General features: G+C 47.0%; 21 protein-coding genes. 9 read left to right on the top strand and 12 right to left on the bottom strand.

Annotated elements, in window-relative coordinates; genetic code table 11:
* Positions 1 to 49: 49 nt before the first annotated feature.
* Positions 50 to 478: an Npun_F0494 family protein gene (locus SYNPCCP_RS05355; RefSeq protein WP_010872238.1), complete on the bottom strand. Its 429-nt coding sequence runs from the start codon at positions 476 to 478 to the stop codon at positions 50 to 52.
* A gap of 148 nt (positions 479 to 626) precedes the next feature.
* Positions 627 to 806, bottom strand: coding sequence for a hypothetical protein (locus SYNPCCP_RS05360; RefSeq protein ID WP_041428172.1), 180 nt, complete (start codon positions 804 to 806; stop codon positions 627 to 629).
* Positions 807 to 838: 32 nt separating this feature from the next.
* On the opposite strand from SYNPCCP_RS05360, the gene gap reads away from it, so the two are divergent.
* Complete coding sequence (gene gap / locus SYNPCCP_RS05365) at positions 839 to 1,858, top strand: type I glyceraldehyde-3-phosphate dehydrogenase (protein WP_014407094.1); 1,020 nt, start codon at positions 839 to 841, stop codon at positions 1,856 to 1,858.
* A gap of 623 nt (positions 1,859 to 2,481) precedes the next feature.
* The gene (locus SYNPCCP_RS05375; RefSeq protein ID WP_010872240.1) at positions 2,482 to 3,057 is read left to right on the top strand and encodes a Uma2 family endonuclease; all 576 of its coding nucleotides are present in this window, start codon (positions 2,482 to 2,484) and stop codon (positions 3,055 to 3,057) included.
* A gap of 173 nt (positions 3,058 to 3,230) precedes the next feature.
* Here the strand turns inward: SYNPCCP_RS05375 and aat are convergent, their stop codons facing one another.
* The 3 genes from aat to SYNPCCP_RS05390 form a co-directional block, all read right to left on the bottom strand.
* Positions 3,231 to 3,827 (bottom strand): leucyl/phenylalanyl-tRNA--protein transferase, encoded by a 597-nt coding sequence (gene aat, locus SYNPCCP_RS05380; protein ID WP_010872241.1) that lies wholly within the window; start codon positions 3,825 to 3,827, stop codon positions 3,231 to 3,233.
* 54 nt (positions 3,828 to 3,881) lie between these two features.
* Complete coding sequence (gene lipA / locus SYNPCCP_RS05385; RefSeq protein ID WP_010872242.1) at positions 3,882 to 4,793, bottom strand: lipoyl synthase; 912 nt, start codon at positions 4,791 to 4,793, stop codon at positions 3,882 to 3,884.
* A 105-nt stretch (positions 4,794 to 4,898) separates the two neighbouring features.
* The gene (locus tag SYNPCCP_RS05390) at positions 4,899 to 6,191 is read right to left on the bottom strand and encodes an aldo/keto reductase (RefSeq protein ID WP_010872243.1); all 1,293 of its coding nucleotides are present in this window, start codon (positions 6,189 to 6,191) and stop codon (positions 4,899 to 4,901) included.
* A gap of 117 nt (positions 6,192 to 6,308) precedes the next feature.
* On the opposite strand from SYNPCCP_RS05390, the gene fabG reads away from it, so the two are divergent.
* The 6 genes from fabG (at position 6,309) to SYNPCCP_RS05425 (ending at position 10,735) form a co-directional block, all read left to right on the top strand.
* On the top strand, positions 6,309 to 7,052 hold the full coding sequence (fabG, locus tag SYNPCCP_RS05395; protein WP_010872244.1) for a 3-oxoacyl-[acyl-carrier-protein] reductase: 744 nt from the start codon (positions 6,309 to 6,311) through the stop codon (positions 7,050 to 7,052).
* On the top strand, positions 7,052 to 7,861 hold the full coding sequence (locus tag SYNPCCP_RS05400) for an aminotransferase class IV (protein WP_010872245.1): 810 nt from the start codon (positions 7,052 to 7,054) through the stop codon (positions 7,859 to 7,861). The genes fabG and SYNPCCP_RS05400 overlap by 1 nt, the downstream gene beginning before the upstream one ends.
* Positions 7,862 to 8,089: 228 nt before the next feature.
* On the top strand, positions 8,090 to 8,596 hold the full coding sequence (locus SYNPCCP_RS05410) for a hypothetical protein (RefSeq protein WP_010872246.1): 507 nt from the start codon (positions 8,090 to 8,092) through the stop codon (positions 8,594 to 8,596).
* Positions 8,597 to 8,616: 20 nt separating this feature from the next.
* Positions 8,617 to 9,843 carry an AarF/ABC1/UbiB kinase family protein gene (locus SYNPCCP_RS05415; protein WP_010872247.1) on the top strand — a complete coding sequence of 409 codons (1,227 nt, stop codon included), beginning with the start codon at positions 8,617 to 8,619 and terminating at the stop codon, positions 9,841 to 9,843.
* A gap of 150 nt (positions 9,844 to 9,993) precedes the next feature.
* Positions 9,994 to 10,263, top strand: a complete 270-nt coding sequence (locus SYNPCCP_RS05420; RefSeq protein ID WP_010872248.1) for a hypothetical protein — start codon at positions 9,994 to 9,996, stop codon at positions 10,261 to 10,263.
* Between the two features lie 76 nt (positions 10,264 to 10,339).
* Positions 10,340 to 10,735, top strand: coding sequence for a clan AA aspartic protease (locus tag SYNPCCP_RS05425; protein ID WP_010872249.1), 396 nt, complete (start codon positions 10,340 to 10,342; stop codon positions 10,733 to 10,735).
* Between the two features lie 53 nt (positions 10,736 to 10,788).
* Here SYNPCCP_RS05425 and uvrC read toward each other — a convergent pair whose 3' ends face one another.
* Entirely contained in the window at positions 10,789 to 12,669 is a 1,881-nt protein-coding gene (gene uvrC, locus SYNPCCP_RS05430) for an excinuclease ABC subunit UvrC (protein ID WP_010872250.1), read from the bottom strand.
* A gap of 119 nt (positions 12,670 to 12,788) precedes the next feature.
* On the opposite strand from uvrC, the gene SYNPCCP_RS05435 reads away from it, so the two are divergent.
* The gene (locus tag SYNPCCP_RS05435) at positions 12,789 to 14,564 is read left to right on the top strand and encodes an N-acetylmuramoyl-L-alanine amidase (RefSeq protein WP_010872251.1); all 1,776 of its coding nucleotides are present in this window, start codon (positions 12,789 to 12,791) and stop codon (positions 14,562 to 14,564) included.
* On the opposite strand, the gene SYNPCCP_RS05440 is transcribed toward SYNPCCP_RS05435, so the two are convergent.
* The 6 genes from SYNPCCP_RS05440 to petA form a co-directional block, all read right to left on the bottom strand.
* On the bottom strand, positions 14,547 to 15,020 hold the full coding sequence (locus SYNPCCP_RS05440) for a M67 family metallopeptidase (RefSeq protein ID WP_010872252.1): 474 nt from the start codon (positions 15,018 to 15,020) through the stop codon (positions 14,547 to 14,549). The two genes, SYNPCCP_RS05435 and SYNPCCP_RS05440, sit on opposite strands and share 18 nt — an antisense overlap.
* A 180-nt stretch (positions 15,021 to 15,200) precedes the next feature.
* The gene (locus SYNPCCP_RS05445) at positions 15,201 to 15,584 is read right to left on the bottom strand and encodes a hypothetical protein (RefSeq protein WP_070097961.1); all 384 of its coding nucleotides are present in this window, start codon (positions 15,582 to 15,584) and stop codon (positions 15,201 to 15,203) included.
* Positions 15,585 to 15,615: 31 nt separating this feature from the next.
* Positions 15,616 to 17,127, bottom strand: coding sequence for a site-2 protease family protein (locus SYNPCCP_RS05450; RefSeq protein WP_010872254.1), 1,512 nt, complete (start codon positions 17,125 to 17,127; stop codon positions 15,616 to 15,618).
* Between the two features lie 53 nt (positions 17,128 to 17,180).
* Complete coding sequence (gene murQ / locus SYNPCCP_RS05455; protein ID WP_010872255.1) at positions 17,181 to 18,098, bottom strand: N-acetylmuramic acid 6-phosphate etherase; 918 nt, start codon at positions 18,096 to 18,098, stop codon at positions 17,181 to 17,183.
* A gap of 157 nt (positions 18,099 to 18,255) precedes the next feature.
* Positions 18,256 to 18,672, bottom strand: coding sequence for a DUF3110 domain-containing protein (locus SYNPCCP_RS05460; RefSeq protein WP_041425796.1), 417 nt, complete (start codon positions 18,670 to 18,672; stop codon positions 18,256 to 18,258).
* 174 nt (positions 18,673 to 18,846) lie between these two features.
* Entirely contained in the window at positions 18,847 to 19,833 is a 987-nt protein-coding gene (petA, locus tag SYNPCCP_RS05465) for a cytochrome f (RefSeq protein ID WP_010872257.1), read from the bottom strand.
* Positions 19,834 to 19,883 lie beyond the last annotated feature (50 nt).

Below are 19,883 nucleotides of genomic sequence, written 5' to 3' on the forward strand. Positions count from 1 at the left end.
TATTCTGTCTATTTAATTTTGCCTGAAGATCAATCTAGAAGAACTGAGATTAGCCCCGGACCAACAGGGTCGCAAGGGGAGCCAGCCAGCGGGCCAACCGATTTTGTAAACGATCTAAAAGGGAAGGGGATGGAAATTGCCTTTGCTCTCCGGGATATTGAGCGAGGATTTGCTTAGCCAAAGGTGTCAGGCGAAAACTGTCCGTAATTCCCTGGCCGTCCACTTCCCGTCGCAATAGCCCCACCTGAATGAGCCACATCAATTCCCGCTCCACCCGATTTTCTGTTAATGCTTGCCCACAAAAACCTTGCTCAACTCCCCCAGCCCCGGCGATCGTTGGTAGGGGCACACTGGCTTGGGCCATAGCCCGAAATAAGTTCAAATAAAAGGGACAACACTGGAAAGCTCTTTGGGCCCGATTGTAGGTGTGGGCAGTGTAACCAGCTAATGCTTTAGGGGATGCCAAAAAAGTGTTCATGGCGAAATTAAGTCAAAAATTTAGCAGTTTACAGAGGCGATTTATCGGCGGGTAAGACTATACAGTATCGGGAAAAAATTAAGAACGGTCAAAGAATCTGGACATATCACAACCCACAATCTAGTATTCAAAATCCTTCTGCCTGGCCTTATTTGGTCGTATTTACCCATTGTGCCCAAATCCGACCATTGTTGCCAATTATTCCCCAGGTAACCACGGCGATCGCCAAGGAAAGATTTAAGTATTTTTTCCCATTCTCCCTAATCCTGCGGCCAAGGAGCTGGGTTAACGTTAGGGCAAGTCGGATGTCCTGGTGTGACCGGGTCATTTTTTTGCTATTTATTCCCCAGGAGTTTTTCAATGTTAAAAATCGGCATCAACGGCTTTGGCCGCATTGGTCGTCTTGTGGCCCGCATCGCCATGGCCAATCCCCAAGTGACCCTAGTGGGCATCAATGACCTCGTTCCAGCCTCTAACCTGGCCTATTTGTTTAAATACGATTCCACCCATGGTTCCTACGGTGGCACCGTGGTAGCCAAGGAAGAGGGCATTGTCATTGACGACCAATTTATCCCTTGTTTTTCCCAACGGGACCCGGCCCAATTACCCTGGGGAGATCTAGGGGCGGATTACGTCGTAGAATCCACGGGTCTATTTACCACCTACGCCACCGCTGAAAACCATCTCAAAGCCGGTGCCAAACGGGTAATTATTTCCGCTCCCAGTAAGGATCCCGAAAAAATTCCCACCTTTGTGGTGGGGGTGAACCATCTCAACTACAACGCCGACACTGACAAAATTGTTTCCAATGCCAGTTGCACCACCAATTGCCTGGCTCCGATCGCCAAAATATTAGACGATAATTTCGGCATTGTGGAAGGATTGATGACCACAGTCCACGCCATGACCGCCACCCAGCCCACCGTCGATGGCCCGAGCAAAAAAGATTTTCGGGGAGGTAGGGGGGCAGCCCAAAACATTATTCCCTCATCCACCGGAGCGGCTAAGGCAGCGGCTTTAGTGCTACCGCAGTTAAAAGGTAAATTAACCGGCATGGCCTTCCGGGTCCCCACCCCCAACGTGTCTGTGGTGGATCTAACTTTTAAAACGGAAAAAGCCACGAGTTACGAAGAAATTTGTGCTGCCATGAAAACCGCCGCCGAGGGGGAACTTAAAGGAATTTTGGGCTACACAGCAGATGATGTGGTGTCCATGGATTTCCGTACCGATCCTCGCTCCAGTATTTTCGACGCCGGGGCCGGCATTGGTCTGAACAGCAACTTTTTTAAAGTAGTTTCTTGGTACGATAACGAATGGGGCTATTCCTGTAGGGTCATTGACTTAATGTTGACCATGGCGAGCAAAGACGGTTTGGTCTAGGTTTGGTATTTGTTAAGTTATCAAGCCCAGGAAAATCAGAGCAGTCATCGTCCAACAGCCTATGACTTGTCTCAGTTAGTCTAGATTTACCGGGGTAATAAAGTAATCCCGGTAACTTTATTTATGTTTAGTTAACCCCCTTTAGCAAAACTACCCATCACTAGGGCGGATAGCAAAATACCAGGGACAAGGAGGACAACTAACATCAACAGTTGATCGGCGGTCATGGTAAAAATTCCACTAATTCAAAAAACTCACAATGCCTGGGCCACTAGCCCAAGTGAGGGACAAACCCTATGGGCATGGTAACGGAGATTTTTGATTTTTCACCATTTTCGGGGAAATGGTTTGCTTGCCATGGGCTAAAGTTTAACTAGGTTATCAGGAAGTTGTTCCTAAACCCTGAAAAAGAGGAAGCTATATTGGATGAAAAAGCACTCCAGTTAGGAGGTGTTTTAAAAGCCCTTCGGTTCCCAAAGCTGGGAGAAGCCAGAGAAAAAGCCTCCAGCACTGTGGTCCTCGGAGTGGGTCGATGGAGGAAGCAAACTAAAACGTTGCAAACATGCTCTTAAAAGGAGGAGCTAGACGGCTCATAATCATCACCTTTGTAACCAGGAGAGAATATGACAACTACCCTTAAACTACAGCCGGCGATCGCCATTGATTCAGATAAATTTTTCCAGATCTGTCAACAGAACCCTGAATTAATCATTGAAGAAAATGCCCAAGGAGAATTGCTGATTATGTCCCCCACGGGTGGCGAAACTGGTCGCAAAAATGCAGAACTAATTGGCGATTTTATTATCTGGAACCGAAAACATAAATTGGGTTTTGTTTTTGATTCCTCCACTTGTTTTCAGCTCCCCCAAGGGGGACGGCGATCGCCGGATATATCTTGGGTCAAAAAAGAACGTTGGCTGGATTTATCTACAGAAGAAAGAGAAAAATTTCCACCCATTTGCCCAGATTTTGTGTTGGAGCTACTTTCTCCCAGCGATACCTTAACTGCAACTCAAGCCAAAATGGAAGAATATTTAGCTTCTGGATTATGCCTAGGTTGGTTAATTGACCCCCAAGGTCAACGAGTGGAAGTTTATCGCAGTAATCTGCCCAAAGAAATCTTGGTTAAACCCAATCAATTATTAGGAGAGAACATTTTACTGAACTTTGTTTTAGAAATTGACTGGTTATGGGAATAATTTTTTCATTACCCAACTCAAAAGATTTTCAGAAAAAAGCTTAAGAAAATCGATTTCAACTACATAGACCTATTTTTATTCGTCAGGTTCAGACTAGTATTGAATCAATTATGAGTAGGAGGAAGTATCGTTCCTTTATGAAAGATAAAATATCAAACAACTAAACTAATAATCTAATCATAAAGATCAGGTTCAGAAGTAAAGTGACAACGATAATTGAGCGCTTTTTCTAATTGCTTTTTATAGGCCTTTTCTTCCACTTCGTAGGCACCAAACCGTTTTAGATGGGGATTTTGTAGCTGGGCATCAAATAATTGATAGCTCCGTTGTCGTAGATGTTGCACCAGTTTAACCATGGCAACTTTGGAAGCTTCAGGAATGGTATAAAACATCGATTCTCCAATGAAAGCCCCCCGGATGGCAATGCCTAAAATTCCCCCTGCTAGGCGATCGCCATGCCAAGTTTCAAAGCTGTGGGCCCAACCAGCCACATGAAAAGTATGGTAAACCTCAATTAATTCTTGAGAAATCCAAGTTTCAGGGCGAGCGGCACACCCTTCACAAACGGCGGTGAAAGCTTGATTAATTTTGACTTGGAAACGATTTTGATTGAGCACCCGTTGCAAAGATTTGGGATAACGAAATTGATCATCCAGGGGAATTAGGGCATGGCGATCGCTGGAATACCAGCCCAATCCATGGCGGTCGTCGGCCATTAAAAATAGACCCTGGGCATATTGAGCAATGGCATAGTCAACATCAATTTTCACCCTTCATTTCCTCGCAATTGCCTGGTAATTCCTGGGAGTCAATCATTATTTTTGCTAATCTTCCCCGGCATGGTAGGAACTCCGCACCAATGGTCCTGATCGCACATGGCTAAAACCCAAATCCTTGGCAATTTCCCCCAACTGATCAAACTCCTCTGGAGTCCAATATTTTTGCACGGGCAGATGGTCTAGGGATGGTTGCATATATTGTCCCAACGTCAGGCGATCGCAACCTACAGAGCGCAAATCCTTGAGGGTTTCCACCACTTCATCCACCGTTTCCCCGTGGCCCAACATCAACCCAGATTTGGTGAAAATGTCGGGATCAAATTCCTTTATCCAGCGCAACACATCTAAGGAGCGTTGATATTTTGCCCCCCGTCGTACTTTACCCTGTAATCTAGCCACCGTTTCCAAGTTGTGGTTATAGCAAACCGGTTTGGCTTTAGTCACCGTCAGTACTCGCTCTTTTTGGCTTCTTTCCCTACCCATACCGCCCCAAAAATCCGGTGTTAAAACCTCTATTTGAGTAGCAGGATTATCCTGGCGAATACGCTCCATTACCGCTACAAACCAGCCTGCACCGCCATCGGTTAAATCATCCCTAGCAACGGAAGTTAATACCACATATTTTAGACCCAACAATTGCACTGCTTCCGCTACTTTTCTCGGCTCATCCTGATCCAACATCATGGGAGCCTGGCCCTTTTCCACCTGACAAAAACCACATGCCCTAGTACAAATTTGACCCATTAATAAAAAAGTTGCCGTTCGGTTGGCGTAACATTCCCCCCGATTGGGACAGCGGCCTTCTTCGCAAATGGTATGAATTTGGCGCTGTTTAATAATCTGCTGAACCGTAGATAATTCACTAGCTCTACCAATGGGCCGTTTCAACCAACTGGGTAAGCGTGGGGGGAACTCACGGGGCAAGGAAGAGCCATTCATAAATGATTGTTGGGGCACAGGGCAAAATAGGTCAATCTTATTAAATCGGACTGGAAGTCATGGCGATCGCCGTGGGTAGTATTGGTCGACACACCAAAACATTAACAATTTTTCCCAGCACCACTAGCTAGTTTTGGCCACCTCTTGACGGGACAATCTTTGCACCGTTTCTCCTTTAAGCAAACGATCCGTTTCCTGTAAAACTTCCAACACCTTCTGCCGATGGGGACTGGGGGCTAAACATTGCCAGAGCTGTTGTCGATCAAAGTTGCTGGCCGGTTGGCCGGGGAACCAATGGCCGCCATTGCCCAACAGGTTGTAGCGCATTTTGCTGTACTCCACCAGGTCGAAGCTTTGGCAAAGATTATAAAGCCAGAGAATTTTAGGGATATTGATTTCCCCAGGGGTCTGCTCCGGGCTGGGTAAGCCGATGCGCCAACTGTTGACCCAATCTTCTCCTAAAGCTTCCACCATGGCCCCATGGAGCTTTGCCAAAATTGGTTGCAGAACTTTTTCGGTCTCCTGGTCTGACGCTAGATAAGATAAGGTTTTTAAATGCTCATCAAAGTCCGCCGGCCGCGATGCGCCAATGCTGAGGGTATGTACCTGGGGATGGGATAAACAGAAAAGATTATTAAATATGATCGGGCTGAGGGGTTGGCATAAATTCACTAGCTTTTCGGGCGGGTTATAGAGTTGTCCCCCTTTATCGGACGGGCTAATAATAAAGACCCCCATATCCTGGGCTGTCGCAGCGGCGATCGCCGGCCAATTATCTTGAAAAATGTAGTACCAGTGGAGGTTGACGTAATCAAATTCCCCGGAATTAATGGCTTCGGTAATGATGGCGGTGGGACCATGGGTGGAAAAACCCACGAAACGCACTCGGCCTTCCCTTTGTAACTGCCGACAAACATCCAAACAACCGCCGGGGCGTAAACTTTGCTCTAGGGTTTCCCGGTTATTAATGCCGTGGATACCCAACAAATCGACATATTCCAGATTTAAATAGCCCAAAGATTTATCAAACTCCCGACGAAATTCCTTGGGGTCATCCTTGGGACTAACTTTTGTTTGCACAATCAATGTTTCCCTGGGTAACCGGGGCAAAATTTTTCCCAACTGCATTTCGGAAGTGCCATAACCCCTAGCTGTTTCAATGTGGTTAATGCCCAACTCCAGGGAACGCTCAATGGTACTTTGCAAATTGTGTTGGTTATCCTTGGGAACCTGGGCAAAGGGCGCATCCTGCCATTGGAACTGATAGCGCATGCCCCCACAGGAAAAAACCGGCATGGACAATTCAGTACGGCCAAAACGTCGATAAAGCATAGGGTTGGGGAAATTTGCGGAACTGCGATCGGGAAATGTCATTGCTTGATTATTTTTTAGGGTAACCCAAAGCCCCCTGGGCACCCAGGTAAGTTCCTCGACGGATACGCAAAGCCCTTAAAATAAAACTCGGTTTGCATTGTGAAATTACGGCGTAATGGCTGATTGGCTGCTGATTACGTCCCTATAGGAGAACAGTTTATGACGGCATTAACGGCACAGGTGGCATTGGTAACGGGGGCATCCCGGGGTATTGGTAAAGCGACGGCTTTGGCCCTGGCCGCCACGGGCATGAAAGTGGTAGTGAACTATGCTCAATCCAGTACGGCCGCCGATGCTGTGGTAGCGGAAATTATTGCCAACGGGGGAGAGGCGATCGCCGTGCAGGCCAATGTGGCTAATGCTGACGAAGTGGATCAACTGATTAAAACCACGCTGGATAAATTTAGTCGCATCGATGTGTTAGTGAACAATGCTGGCATTACCAGGGATACGCTGTTGTTGAGAATGAAACTGGAAGATTGGCAAGCGGTCATTGACTTGAATTTAACCGGGGTGTTTCTTTGCACCAAAGCGGTGTCTAAGTTAATGCTCAAGCAAAAAAGTGGGCGTATCATTAACATCACTTCTGTAGCGGGCATGATGGGGAATCCGGGGCAAGCTAACTACAGCGCCGCTAAGGCTGGGGTAATTGGTTTTACTAAAACCGTTGCCAAAGAGTTGGCCAGTCGGGGGGTAACTGTCAATGCCGTAGCTCCTGGTTTCATTGCCACGGATATGACGGAAAATCTCAATGCAGAGCCAATTTTGCAATTTATTCCCCTGGCTCGCTATGGTCAACCGGAGGAAGTGGCGGGCACCATCCGTTTTTTAGCCACAGATCCAGCAGCGGCCTATATCACGGGACAAACATTTAATGTGGATGGCGGCATGGTAATGTTCTAATGTTGTACTGGTGGGATGGACAATGGTTTGAGCAGGAGGTAATCTCTTTACCAGTTAACGATCCGGGGTTGTTGTATGGGGCGACGGTGTTTACCACCCTGAGGGTTTACCAACAATGGCTCGACCATCCCCTCACTCACTGGGCTGACCATGGCGATCGCCTACAGCAGAGTTTATTTGCCCTGCAATGGCCTGCACCGGATTGGGAACAGATAGAGCAAGCGGCTCGGCATTTGAGTCAGCATTACCCGATCCTGCGTGTAATCTGTTTTCCTTCTGGTCAAGTATTAATTACGGGGCGGGAATTGACTGAGGATTTGCAACAAAGGCAACAATTAGGCATTAAAGCTTGGTTGATGCCCCCCGGTCGTTACCAACGTTCCCTCGCAGAATTGAAAACGGGCAATTATTTAGCCCCTTGGTTGGCCCAACGTATTGCCCAGGAAAATAATGCCCAGGAAGCCATTTTGACCGATATTAATGGCCATTGGTTGGAAACCGCGACGGGTAATCTTTGGGGTTGGCGGGACGGTGAATTTTTTACGCCCCTTTTAACAGGACAACAATTACCAGGCATTACTCTCCACTATTTGCGGACATGGTTGGAGAATCAGGGCGTAACTATCCACGGCGATCGGTGGTCAAAGGATTTGGTCCGTACCTTTCAGGGGTTGGCCTACTGCAATAGCGGCGTCGAAATTGTCCCCATCAATCAGGTGGGAGAGAAAGGGCAACCATGGTTGAATTTTGCTTCTGCCCGGAGTAGGGAATATTACCTATTAGCTAGGTATTGGGTAACGAATTGCTGAATTTTTACTCAAGACAACGTAAACAAAAATTACGAAAAGACCTAATTTATTCCGATTCTGTAAAGATCCATCTCAATTTTTTCCTCGGAACTAAATCCCCTGCCAATAATGAAGGTATCTGCAATTATTTCTTGGGTAATTTTTGCCCCATTATTCCAGTTTGATTGAATGTTGTTGAATTTTAGTTGAATTTTAAATATAACTCTGTAAACCAGAGTGAGGTGATCTATGAACCGTACCGCTAAATTAACCGTTGCCATGGTGGATTGGCCCCTGCTCGTGATGGGCAGTTTGGCCATGTGGCTCACTGGTAGCTTGGTGATGGATTTGCTGGTGGTGCCCAGTCTGTCCGCCGCCGGGATGATGGCCGAGCCGGGTTTTATCAGTGCTGGCCATTTGCTATTTTCTGTTTTTAATCACTTAGAACTATTATTTGCCGGTTTAGTGCTGTCTGGTTGCTTTTTGCTCCATCAACAGAGATTTTTCTCGGTCTCAGGGCAACGTTTCAGCCGCATTTTAGCCGTTGTTTTGTTGGCGATCGCCATTGTTTATACCTATATTCTGACCCCCGCTATCACTGATTTGGGCTTTGATATGGCCAGCTTTACCAGTACAGGGGAAATGCCGGCGGCCATGATGCCCTTGCACTGGCTCTATTGGGGACTAGAATTAGTTAAATTGGCGGTGGGACTAACTCTCCTACGCTGGTCTTACAAGGGAGCAGTGCGCCATTGACCAATTTCTAGTGAAATTTAATGTTTGCCTTACCTCAAGCCGGCGATCGCCGTGGCGAGATCATTAAAGTATTGCTCAGCAACGGCTGGGACTATATGAACGGCCTCTTAACCCTGGGGAAAGTGGGGGAACCACAAATTCCGACACCGGAAGTTCTCACCAAAATCCTCGTCGAGTTGGGGCCGTTTTATATCAAGTTGGGGCAACTGCTCAGCACCAGGCCAGACCTTTTACCCCCCCGTTATATCAACGCCCTCACCGCCCTCCAATCCAATGTGCCTCCCCTGCCCTGGTCGGCGATCGAGGACTTGTTGCAGAGGGAATTTCCCCAACCCCTGGGGGAAACGTTTCAAGAAATTGAGTCTGAACCCATTGCCGCCGGCTCCATTGGTCAAATCCATCGAGCGGTTTTGCAAAGCGGAGAAACCGTTGCCATTAAAGTTAAACGGCCCGGCATTGATGTGATTGTGGAACAGGATAGTTTATTGATCAAAGATGTGGCTGAATTATTGGCCTTGACGGAATTTGGTCAGAATTACGACATTGTTAAACTCGCCGATGAATTTACCCAAACGGTCAAAGCAGAATTAAATTTTGATACAGAAGCGGCTTATACCAATAATTTGCGGACTAACCTAGCAAAAACCACCTGGTTTGATCCCAATCAATTAGTAATTCCAAAGGTTTATTGGGAGTTAACAAACCAAAAATTCCTGGTGTTGGAATGGCTGGATGGAGTGCCAATCTTAACCGCAGATTTAACCCAACCCCCCAGTGATAAAGACATTGCTGAAAAGAAAAAGGAAATTACCACCCTATTATTTCGGGCCTTTTTCCAACAACTTTATGTGGATGGTTTTTTCCATGCGGATCCCCACCCCGGCAACATTTTTTACTTAGCAGATGGTCGTTTAGCCCTCATTGACTGCGGCATGGTGGGTCGCCTTGATCCCCGCACCCGGCAATTGTTAACGGAAATGCTATTGGCGATCGTTGATTTGGATGCCAAACGTTGTGCTCAGTTAACGGTGGAGTTATCAGAATCGGTTGGTCGCGTTAACTTCCAGCGGCTAGAGGTGGATTACGAACGCATGTTGCGGAAATATTATGACTTAAGTTTGTCAGAATTTAACTTCAGTGAAGTAGTTTATGAATTTCTCCGCATTGCCAGAGTGAATAAACTCAAAGTTCCCGCCTGTTTAGGATTGTATGCTAAATGTTTAGCCAATTTAGAAGGCGCTGGATGACAATTTAATCCTGAGTTAAATTTATTCACTGAAATTAATCCCCTCATTACCGATCTTTTCCGTCGGCAACTGTTTGGCACTAATCCTTTGCAGACAGCATTAAGAACAGTATTAGATCTTAAAGCAGTTTCCCTTAAAACCCCCAGGCAAATGGACGTGTTACTCGATCGCCTAACTACGGAAACTTTGCAATGGAATGTGCGGCTAGAGGGGTTGGAGCCAGTGCGTCGCACCATCGATAAGTCCGCTAACCGTTTATCTTTTAGTATTGTGCTTGGTTCTCTAATTATGGGGGCGGCAATTCTTTCCACTGGCAATGATCAACAGCTAACTTTAATTGCCAATATTTTGTTTGTGGCAGCTACGGTAATTGGTTTTTGGTTGGTAATTAGCATCCTGCGATCGGGAAGATTAAAATAGTAGTTAGACTATCTGAAAAAAGGTTATGTTTGCCAGATTAGGGTCAAAATATTACAGTTTACCTTGAGGTTAAAAAATGGGTTTAGTTTATGCCAATATTGAGCTTATCAATCCCAAAGAACAGGCTCTACAACCAATGAAGGTCAATGCCTTAGTTGATACAGGGGCGATTACACTTTGTATTCCTGAGCATGTTGTGATTCAACTTAAGTTAGAAACGTTGGAACAACGGGAAGTTACTACTGCCGACAGCAAAAAAAGACTAGTTGATTATGTGGGACCAGTGCAAGTGAGGTTTGGTAATCGTAATTGTTTTACTGGAGCCCTAGTCTTAGGGGATGCAGTTTTGCTAGGGGCTGTTCCTTTGGAAGATATGGATTTAGTTATTAGTCCCCGTTCACAAACCATTACCGTCAATCCTGAAAGTCCTAATATTCCTGCGGCGCTGGTAAAAACTGCACTGGAGATTTAAATTAATCATTAATTAATAGCTAAATTAGTTAAGCAATATGTGACTAACAAAGATTATGAATTAACCGGATGAAAGTAATCATAAATTGTCTGGGCTAACTGGGGACCAATACCTGGTACTTCCTGTAATTGTTTGACACTGGCCTCCCGAATATAATCCAAAGAACGGAAATGGGCTAACAATTGTTTTTGGCGACTAAAACCTAAACCAGGAATTTCATCCAAGCGCGATCGCCGACTTTTACTAAGCCGTTGTTGACGGTGGAAACTGACCGCAAAGCGATGGGCTTCATCCCGCAAACGGCGTAATAATTGCACTCCAGGTTGTTCCGCGTGGGTGGGCAAGGGTTGGGATTCTCCCGGTAGAAAAATTTCTTCCCTTTGTTTCGCTAAACTGACCACCGTAAATTTATCCAGCAAATCCATTTTCTTCAGCACCTTAACCACCGCTGATAGTTGACCTTTACCGCCATCAATCATAATTAAATCTGGCCAATCCTGTTGATTTTTTTTGCCTTTTACAGAGGATTGAAAACGGCGGATAATAACTTCTGCCAAACTGGCGAAATCGTCAGAGTGACCGACTTTAATGGACGGGTTTTTAATTTTATAATGGCGATAATACTGTTGGGCTGGCACTCCATCAATAAATACAACTTGGGAAGCTACAGCATTAGAACCCTGAATGTGGGAAATATCATAACCTTCAATGCGTTTTGGCAAAGTTTCTAAATTTAAAATTTCCGCTAAATCTTCTAGCGCTGTAACGTTTTTAGCAGTCTGTTTTTGTAACCTCTCTAACTCGTACTGGGCGTTACGTTCCACCATTTCCAATAGCTCAGCTTTGGTTTGTCTTTGGGGGAGGTTAAAAGTTACTTTTCTTCCCCGTTGGCTAGTTAACCAATCATTGAGCAATTCTCCATCAGGTAAAGCACAGGGCAGAATGACTTCGCTGGGAATTTCCACCGCTTCGACCTGTTGATAATGCTGTTCCAAAACCCGCTGTAATACTTCCCCTTTTTCCAACTCCGACTCCACTCCATCGGCGAAAAATCCCAGCCTTCCTACCAATCTTCCCGCCCTAATTTGGAAAAGTTGAATGGCACTAATTTGTCCATCGCTGGCCACGGCGATCGCATCTCTGGAAATGGTGTCCTGGGGTAAGGAAACTTTTTGATCAGCGTTGAGTTTACCGAGGGAATTAATTTGGTCCCGAATTAGAGCCGCCTGTTCAAACTTTAAATCTGCCGCCGCCTTTTCCATTTGTTGCGTTAACAATTGATGTAGTTCCTGGGTACGTCCCTGGAAAACCATAGCGACTTTTTGTAAGGTTTGGCGGTAGTCTTCTGGGGTAATTAATTCTTGGCAAACTCCAGGACAACGGCCAATGTCATAATTTAAGCAAGGACGATGTTTGAATAGGGGCTGACGACGTTGCCGCAGAGGAAAAATACGTTGTATTAATCGCAATGTTTGCCGTAAACTAAAACTATCCACATAGGGCCCGTAGTAACGATCCTTAGCCTGGTTTAAACGGCGTTTTCTGGTAATAAAAATACGGGGATAGGTTTCTGACCAGGTGATACACACATAAGGATATTTTTTATCATCTTTAAGCAGAACATTAAAATGGGGTTGGTGTTGTTTGATTAAATTAGCTTCTAAGGCTAAAGCTTCCGCTTCCGTATCGGTGACAATAAACTCAATTTCCGCTACCTGTTGCACCATCAAAGCAATGCGGGCAGTGTGGGGTTGGGAATCCCGAAAATAGGATCTAACCCTAGTTCTCAATTTTTTTGCCTTGCCGATGTAGAGAATTTCTCCTTGGCGATCGCCCATGAAGTAAACCCCCGGCTCTTGGGGAATTTCCTGGAGACGCCGTTCTAATAATTCTGGTTGTTCAAGAAGAGACGTAGAGGAAACAGTAGCAACCATTGATTAAGCAAAAGAGCGAATGTTTTTCTATGGTAGAAGGGAAAACTAGGGCTTGGCAATTTGCGTCTGGGCTGGGTTAATTAATACAATTGGCTGATTTAAAACGGGAATTTTTTGCAATGATGGCAATGGAATCTTGGTTGGGAACAATGATTGGTGTGGGGGCAGCGGTGGTTTTCACTATGCCGGCTGTAGCCCAAAGTCAGCCCTTATTTTTGGCCTATCCACCCCAAAATCACCAAACCAGTAGCCCGACGATTTTTTTCATTGGTTCTGCCGCTCCAAATGTGACCGTTACCCTCAATGGCCAGCCCATTGAACGCAGTGCCCAAGGCAATTTTGCCCCTGTAATCCCTCTCAAGATGGGGGAAAATCAGTTTGTTTTTCAAGCAGAGTCCCAACGGATTGAGCGTACCATTACCCGCATTGGCACTGGCCCCACATTGTCCCCCCAAGGTGGTTTTGCCGCCGGCTCCCTCACCCCCGCTGTGCCCATTAGTCGTCCTGCTGGCGAACCAATTTGCTTTACGGCGATCGCCCCTACGGATGCCATGGCCACGGTGACCTTGGCGGGCCAAACCATTCCCCTCACCCCCCAGGGCAATGTGGTACAGTTACCGCCCAATAACACCATTTTGCACGGAGAAAATCAGCCCCAAGTTACAGCAGCGGATCAGTATAAAGGCTGTCAAAGTTTCAACGTGACTAACTTACCTGCCCAATTGGGAACGCCTCAATTTAATCTGCAATGGCGGGGACAAAACTTTTCCACTCCTGGCCCCGGTAGCGTTACTTTGCTCAATGGCGATCGCCCCCAGGTAATTGTGGTTACCAGTCAAACGGGGGTTGCCCGCACAGGCCCTGGCACCGATTATTCCCGGTTAACTCCTTTACCCCAGGGTAGTCAAGCTAGCGTCACTGGCCAGGATGGGGACTGGTTGCGGTTAGACTATGGCGGCTGGATTAAAGCAGATGAAACCCGTACTTTACCGAGCCAAGCTCCGCCTCGTTCCCTAATTCGCAGTGTGGGTTACCAAGTTTTTGGCGATCGTACAGAAATGCGTTTTCCCTTGCAATTGCCGGTGCCAGTAACAGTACATCAAACTGAAATGGGACTGACTTTAAGTCTTTACAATACCACTGCCCAAACTGACACTATCCGCCTCGATAATGATCCTATTATTCGTAATTTGACCTGGCAACAAATTAGTCCAGATCGGATTGATTATTATTTCACTTTTAAGACTGATCAACAGTGGGGTTACGATCTGCGTTATGAGGGCACTACGCTAATTTTGTCTTTGCGTCATCCTCCCCGTATTTCTTCCCAACCCGGTAACTTGCAGGGAGTAAAAATTCTGCTCGATCCGGGCCATGGGGGTAGTGAAGCGGGGGCAGTGGGGCCCACTGGCTATGCAGAAAAAGACATTAACTTACTCATTTCTCAACGTTTAGCTAATCGCCTCAAATCCCAAGGGGCTAATGTCCATCTCACCCGTACCAGGGACGAATTTGTCTCTTTAGTCGATCGCCAAACCCAGATTGCCCAAGTGCAACCGGCGATCGCCCTTTCCATCCATTACAATGCCTTACCCGATAGCGGTAATCCCAACGAAACCGATGGCATTAGTACATTTTGGTACAATGCCCAAGCAGCGGATTTAGCTAATTTTTTACAGCGGTATTTGGTGGAAAATTTAGGCAGAAATTCCCACGGAGTTTACTGGAATAATTTGGCTTTAACCCGTCCCACCATTGCCCCAGCAGTGTTGTTGGAATTGGGGTTTATGATTAGTCCCCAGGAATTCGAGTGGATTACCAATGCCCAAGCCCAGGAACAATTGGTGCAGGCTTTAGCGACGGGCATTACCACCTGGTTACAGCAACAACGTTGAGTCCACTTCCATAAAGTTTCCTGCTTCGTTTAAGTACCAACTTCTACTGGTATTGAACCTTCCATTTTCACCGGAAGCAATGAGGTAAATATATTCTGGCCAAGCAATGGCCCGATCAAATTCTGACGGTATGGGCTGGCCATGGGGATGGGAATGGAAAATACCGATAATGCTTAACCCTTTTTGGCGGCAATCTTTTTGGGCGGAAAGCAAAACTTTGGGGTCAATGGCAAAGTAATGTAACTTATTTCCCTGATGATTATTCTGCTGAAATTCTTCCACATCACCCCAGCAATTTTCCGTTGGCTGTACTTCGACTACTTGCCAATGGCGATGACCATTTTCTCCAATTAATATTTTCCCCAGTAAAAGACCACAACATTCCTCCGGATAACACCGTTCCCCATGGCGATAAATTTGGTCTTGGTGAACTTGACTCAGACTTAGTTGGACCACTTTTGCTAATTTTTCGTTTTGGAAGGTCTTCAGAAAGTTTGATTCCGCCCCTAAATTACTCCGGTAATACTGAGGAAACTTTACCCAGTTTCTCCCCAAAGTTGGGTGGGTTGGGGGCTTTTAAAAGAGGCTTTTAGACTATCAACAATTTTGCAAAAAGGTTGAAAAATCCTGCCTGCTTTAACGGAATAACCAACGCCAGAGGAGATGGCGGGGACCAATTTTACGAATTCTAGCCGTACCTCGAATGAGATTATTCCTTTCCTTAATGGATAGACCCCAAAGAATATGGCAACTTTGGCGAATCAATACCGCCCCGGTAAAACCAATACTGCCAAACAAAGTAAAAGCAGGTACTAACTGAAAGGCAAAGCCATAACGGATAGCAACCCAGGTGAAATGGTCCTGTAACAGGGCAATATCTTGGCGAAACTGCCAAATAGACCAGGGAACAAGGGTTAGCCACAGCAAGGCCACCACTGTCCAACGACCATAGACCCCCGCTTGGTAAAGGCGATAGGCGGGTTTACTTAAACACTGGTCGGGCATTAAACGATGGGGCATGGATGTTGAAATTTTCACTATTGGAAGTCCATTAACCGCCAATGCCTAGCCTCAAGGCCCAGTTGGGGCTAAAGGGAATCAGGGTCAGCAACATTAACAATAGGGCTAGTAAACCCAAGCCGGCCCTGGTGTCGTCCGGTTCCGTCAACTCGTTTAAGCTGGGGCGTTCCAATTGCCGTTGCAAAAATAAAACCACGATCGCCCAATAGAGGGGAATGGGATTGGCGGGGTTAAATAGGGAAACAGCCCCCAAAATAACTAGGGTGGCAATGGTGGTGCGGCGGGCTACTTTACGGCCGTAGATGGCTTGGACAATGCGGCCCCCATCGAGTTGCCCAGCGGGTAATAAATTTAAGGCATTAATTACCAAACCGAGCCAACCTAACACCGTCAAAGGATGGATGGAAATCACACTACTTTTTAGAGCACTGCCCAAAATTAATTTAGCTAACGTGCCCACCAACAGGGAACCTTGCAAAAATTGCACCGGCAGTTGAAATAAATTATTGCCCCCGGATAAGTTCAGTCCCACGATCAAAAATAGTAAAGAAACTAATCCCCCTATGGCCGGCCCGGCGATCGCCACGTCAAAGAGGGCATTGCGGCTGGGTAAAAGGGATTCAAAACGAGTAATGGCCCCAAAGGAGCCGATTTGCCAGTTGGGTAGCAAGAAAGGCCAACTCAACCTGACTCCCCATTTTTTCGCCTGCCAGAGGTGACCTAATTCATGGGCTAGCAAAATAATACCCACGGCGATCGCCAGGGGAACTGTTTCTCCCACCCGTTGCCAATTGTCCACTAAGTCAAAGCCCAACAGGGCCGCACTGGCTTCTAACGTAGTCACAATGGTGGCCACCAGTAACACCACCGCCAAATTTTTCTGGGCCAAGGTGCTGGGTTGGGGGTCATTAGTACTGGGTAAAATCACCACCACGGGGCGGTCTTCACTCCCTTCCACTAGGAAAAGGCGATATTTTTCCCCCATTAATTCCTTCAGTTTGCCCGATAGTTTACCGAAAGCATCCTCCGCTTCCGTCCGCAAATTACCTTTAAAGATTGCCCCTTCCTGGTAGGCAATGGTTTCCGTGGCAAAAAAGCTATCAATGCTAAAAATACCTTTAATAATGGCCAAATCTTCCGGGGGAATGGGGGAAGTTTCTTCTAAGTTTGTGTTGGCCGTGCTGTCACCGAGCACAGTGGTTTTATCTGCCCCATTGGCCAAATCTTGCAGACGTTGGGCTGCCTTTTGGCGCAACAGTTCCGCTTGTCCTTCTTCCCGCATTTGCCGACCCAGATAGATGTAAATGCCCCCCGACACCAAAAGCAAAACCAACACTGCGGGCAAACTGATGGATAAACCAAAACTAAAAAGGACAAAATATAATAGCCAAGGGGCCATCAGCACCACCGACTGGAGCCAAGCCAGTTTTCCCAATTTGCCAAAGGGTTTAGCCCGCCGATAGCCCCAGACTAAAACACCGATCGCCAGGGCAAAAATGGCGAAGACAATGGGGACTAAAAACTGGTCTAGGGTAGTGGGCATGGGTAAAACAAGTGTGGAAATTAGAATTATTTCTCAGCTGGGGTTGATGAAGATTAGGGAGCAGCATCCATGGCCTGGCGTAAATTTCCCCCATGGCGATCGAGTTGAGCCTGGGCAGATTCTGCACTTAAACCAGACCAGTGCATTAACAAAGCTAACTTAACCCGTTGGCCACTGGCGACCAGTAATTCAGCCGCTTCCTCTCGGTTTAAATCGGTTAAATCTCGCAAAATTCTAATGGCTCGGTCTTCCAGTTTGCGATTAGTTACCGCCACATCCACCATACGATTGCCGTAAACTTTGCCCAACTTGACCATGGCTCCAGTAGACAGGATGTTCAAGGCCATTTTGGTCACTGTGCCCGCTTTTAAGCGGGTGGAACCGGCCAAAATTTCTGGCCCGGTTAAAAGTCTAATATTCACGTCTGCTTGGCAAGGAGCTTGGCTTTCCGGTACACAAGCAATAAAAATCGTTTTCGTCCCCCGGGCCCTGGCCGCATCTAACGCTCCATGGACATAGGGAGTCGTACCCCCGGCCGTAATTCCCACCACCACGTCCAACTGGGTAATGCGATGGTCGGCGATCGCCTGGGCCCCATCTGCCGCAATATCTTCTAAACCTTCTGAACTGCGGAGTAACGCACTGGCTCCCCCGGCTAAAATTCCCTGCACTAACTCCGATGGTGTACAAAAAGTGGGGGGACATTCCACCGCATCCAACACCCCCAACCGGCCACTGGTACCTGCGCCAATGTAGAAAAGTCTCCCCCCTTTAGCCAAAGCATCACTAATAATTTCAATGGCCGCCGCTAAATCTTCCCTCGCCCCGGCGATCGCCGTCACTGTCAGTTGATCCTGTTGGTTAAATAAATCTACCAATTCCAGGCTGGACAACTGGTCCAAATTTTGACTTTGGGGATTGGTCTGCTCTGTTAATAAATGACCGCGCTCTTCTAAGATTTCCATAGGCATGGGGGATGGGAGAAAGATGATCGGGGAAAGAAAAAACAAATTAGAGATTAAACAAAATCAACCAAACCAAATTTAGTCAATTAACTGGGACTAAGCTTTAAAATTATGGTTAGTAAAAGGGTTAGTTAAAACCAGAAAGGACATGTCCACAATTTTTCTACAACAACCCCTCCAAACGACGGCGAATATTTTCTAGTTCAGCATCGGAAAATTCGTTGTCTGGCTTTTCTTCTCCCTCGCCTTGGTCAGTGTTTTGGGCTTCCCGGGCCGCCTGCAAAACCCCATCCGGGTCCCATTCCGGTTCCGCCACATTTTTTTCCGGAGGAATGGCCAGCATGCCTTCCGCCACAACCTCGCAGTCATAGCCAGCTTCTTGACAAAATTCTTCAATGTCCCGGGAATCCATGGCTTCAATGGAGGGGGGCGGGAAATCCTGGGCCTCTAAAAGCAGGGCATAACGGGTGGCATCGTCCTCGGAAGTGAACATCAAAATTTTATTGCGTCCCCCCATTTGTACGGTGTGGATGCCTTCATTATCCGTACCTGCGTTGAATAAAAGAACGTAAACACGCATAGAGTCAGCAAAATCTAAAAGTTGTCTATTCCTACCAGCATATCGAGCTAGGGCAGTTCTGCAAAAATCAATGGGGCCACCGACGACATAACTCAAGCTGAGCATTCTTCGATGGCCCCCAGGGGAGAACCTAGGCTCCGCCCCTATGACGGGATAATCCGGTGGAGAAATGAACTAGAAATTAAGTTCGGCAGCTTGAACTTTTTCAATCTGTTTTTTCTTCAACACCAACAGAATTTGGGAGAGCATAATCCCCGCCAAGAAGAGTACAAGGAATTTAATGCGGGTGGGATTTTGCAGCACTACTTCCGTATCTTTCTGGCCAAAACCGCCCACATTGGGATTATTGGTCAAAAATTCCCCAGCTTCCACAGTTTGACCGGCACTGACAATCAATTCGGGGCCGGCGGGAATGTCCACGGTTTCTGTACCGTCGGCAGTGGTGAGGATCAGTTGGTAACCACCAGCTTCAAGGGCGTTAACTTCTGAAATGGTGCCAGCGTTGGGGGCTTTAAAGGCATTGTTATTGCTCAGCAAACCAGTGGGATAAATTTGTCCACGGCCCCGGTTGGCCCCCAGGTGGACAGCGAATTTACCGTAGTTAATGCTTTTATCCTTGGCAGGATCGGGGGATAGCACGGGGAAAACGATTTCCTGATACTGCTCACCGGGCAGGGGGCCAACAATGACCACATTTTCCATGTCTTCCCGGTAGGGCTGGAAGTAGGTGCCGCCAACTTTTTCTTTAAGTCCCTCGGACAGGCGATCGGGGGGAGCAATTTTGAACCCTTCGGGCAACATCAACACGGCTCCAACGTTTAAGCCACCCTTGGAACCATCTCCTAGTACCTGCTGACTATCGAGATCATAGGGAATTTTGACTACTGCTTCAAACACGGTGTCTGGCAAAACTGCCTGGGGAATTTCCACTTCTGCCGCTTTCTGGGCGAGGTGGCAGTTAGCACAAACAATACGGCCAGTGGCTTCCCGGGGGGTCAAAGGCGCTGTTTCCTGGGCCCAAAAGGGATAGGCAGAGGCGGCCTGGGGCAGACCAAGGTCGGTGATCAAAAAGACGCTGACTGTGGCGATCGCCAACACCGTGAAGCGGCGCAGAGCAACCATGGTTTTCGTCCACAGCCCCAAAGTATCAGGGTTTCTCATCGTTAAGTTGAACGGATTAGGTTTAGGTGAACAGTAGGGGAAAAAGACCA

It is taken from the genome of Synechocystis sp. PCC 6803 substr. PCC-P, from assembly GCF_000284455.1.
Classification (GTDB): Bacteria; Cyanobacteriota; Cyanobacteriia; order Cyanobacteriales; family Microcystaceae; genus Synechocystis.

Coding starts and splice junctions, on each gene's coding strand:
- petA (WP_010872257.1), bottom strand. CDS start 19,833: ATGAGAAACCCTGATACTTTGGGGCTGTGGACGAAAACCATGGTTGCT.
- gap (WP_014407094.1), top strand. CDS start 839: ATGTTAAAAATCGGCATCAACGGCTTTGGCCGCATTGGTCGTCTTGTG.
- SYNPCCP_RS05425 (WP_010872249.1), top strand. CDS start 10,340: ATGGGTTTAGTTTATGCCAATATTGAGCTTATCAATCCCAAAGAACAG.
- fabG (WP_010872244.1), top strand. CDS start 6,309: ATGACGGCATTAACGGCACAGGTGGCATTGGTAACGGGGGCATCCCGG.
- uvrC (WP_010872250.1), bottom strand. CDS start 12,669: ATGGTTGCTACTGTTTCCTCTACGTCTCTTCTTGAACAACCAGAATTA.
- SYNPCCP_RS05400 (WP_010872245.1), top strand. CDS start 7,052: ATGTTGTACTGGTGGGATGGACAATGGTTTGAGCAGGAGGTAATCTCT.
- SYNPCCP_RS05355 (WP_010872238.1), bottom strand. CDS start 478: ATGAACACTTTTTTGGCATCCCCTAAAGCATTAGCTGGTTACACTGCC.
- SYNPCCP_RS05415 (WP_010872247.1), top strand. CDS start 8,617: ATGTTTGCCTTACCTCAAGCCGGCGATCGCCGTGGCGAGATCATTAAA.
- SYNPCCP_RS05435 (WP_010872251.1), top strand. CDS start 12,789: ATGATGGCAATGGAATCTTGGTTGGGAACAATGATTGGTGTGGGGGCA.
- SYNPCCP_RS05445 (WP_070097961.1), bottom strand. CDS start 15,584: ATGCCCCATCGTTTAATGCCCGACCAGTGTTTAAGTAAACCCGCCTAT.
- murQ (WP_010872255.1), bottom strand. CDS start 18,098: ATGCCTATGGAAATCTTAGAAGAGCGCGGTCATTTATTAACAGAGCAG.
- SYNPCCP_RS05360 (WP_041428172.1), bottom strand. CDS start 806: ATGACCCGGTCACACCAGGACATCCGACTTGCCCTAACGTTAACCCAG.
- SYNPCCP_RS05375 (WP_010872240.1), top strand. CDS start 2,482: ATGACAACTACCCTTAAACTACAGCCGGCGATCGCCATTGATTCAGAT.
- SYNPCCP_RS05450 (WP_010872254.1), bottom strand. CDS start 17,127: ATGCCCACTACCCTAGACCAGTTTTTAGTCCCCATTGTCTTCGCCATT.
- SYNPCCP_RS05460 (WP_041425796.1), bottom strand. CDS start 18,672: ATGCGTGTTTACGTTCTTTTATTCAACGCAGGTACGGATAATGAAGGC.
- SYNPCCP_RS05420 (WP_010872248.1), top strand. CDS start 9,994: ATGGACGTGTTACTCGATCGCCTAACTACGGAAACTTTGCAATGGAAT.
- SYNPCCP_RS05410 (WP_010872246.1), top strand. CDS start 8,090: ATGAACCGTACCGCTAAATTAACCGTTGCCATGGTGGATTGGCCCCTG.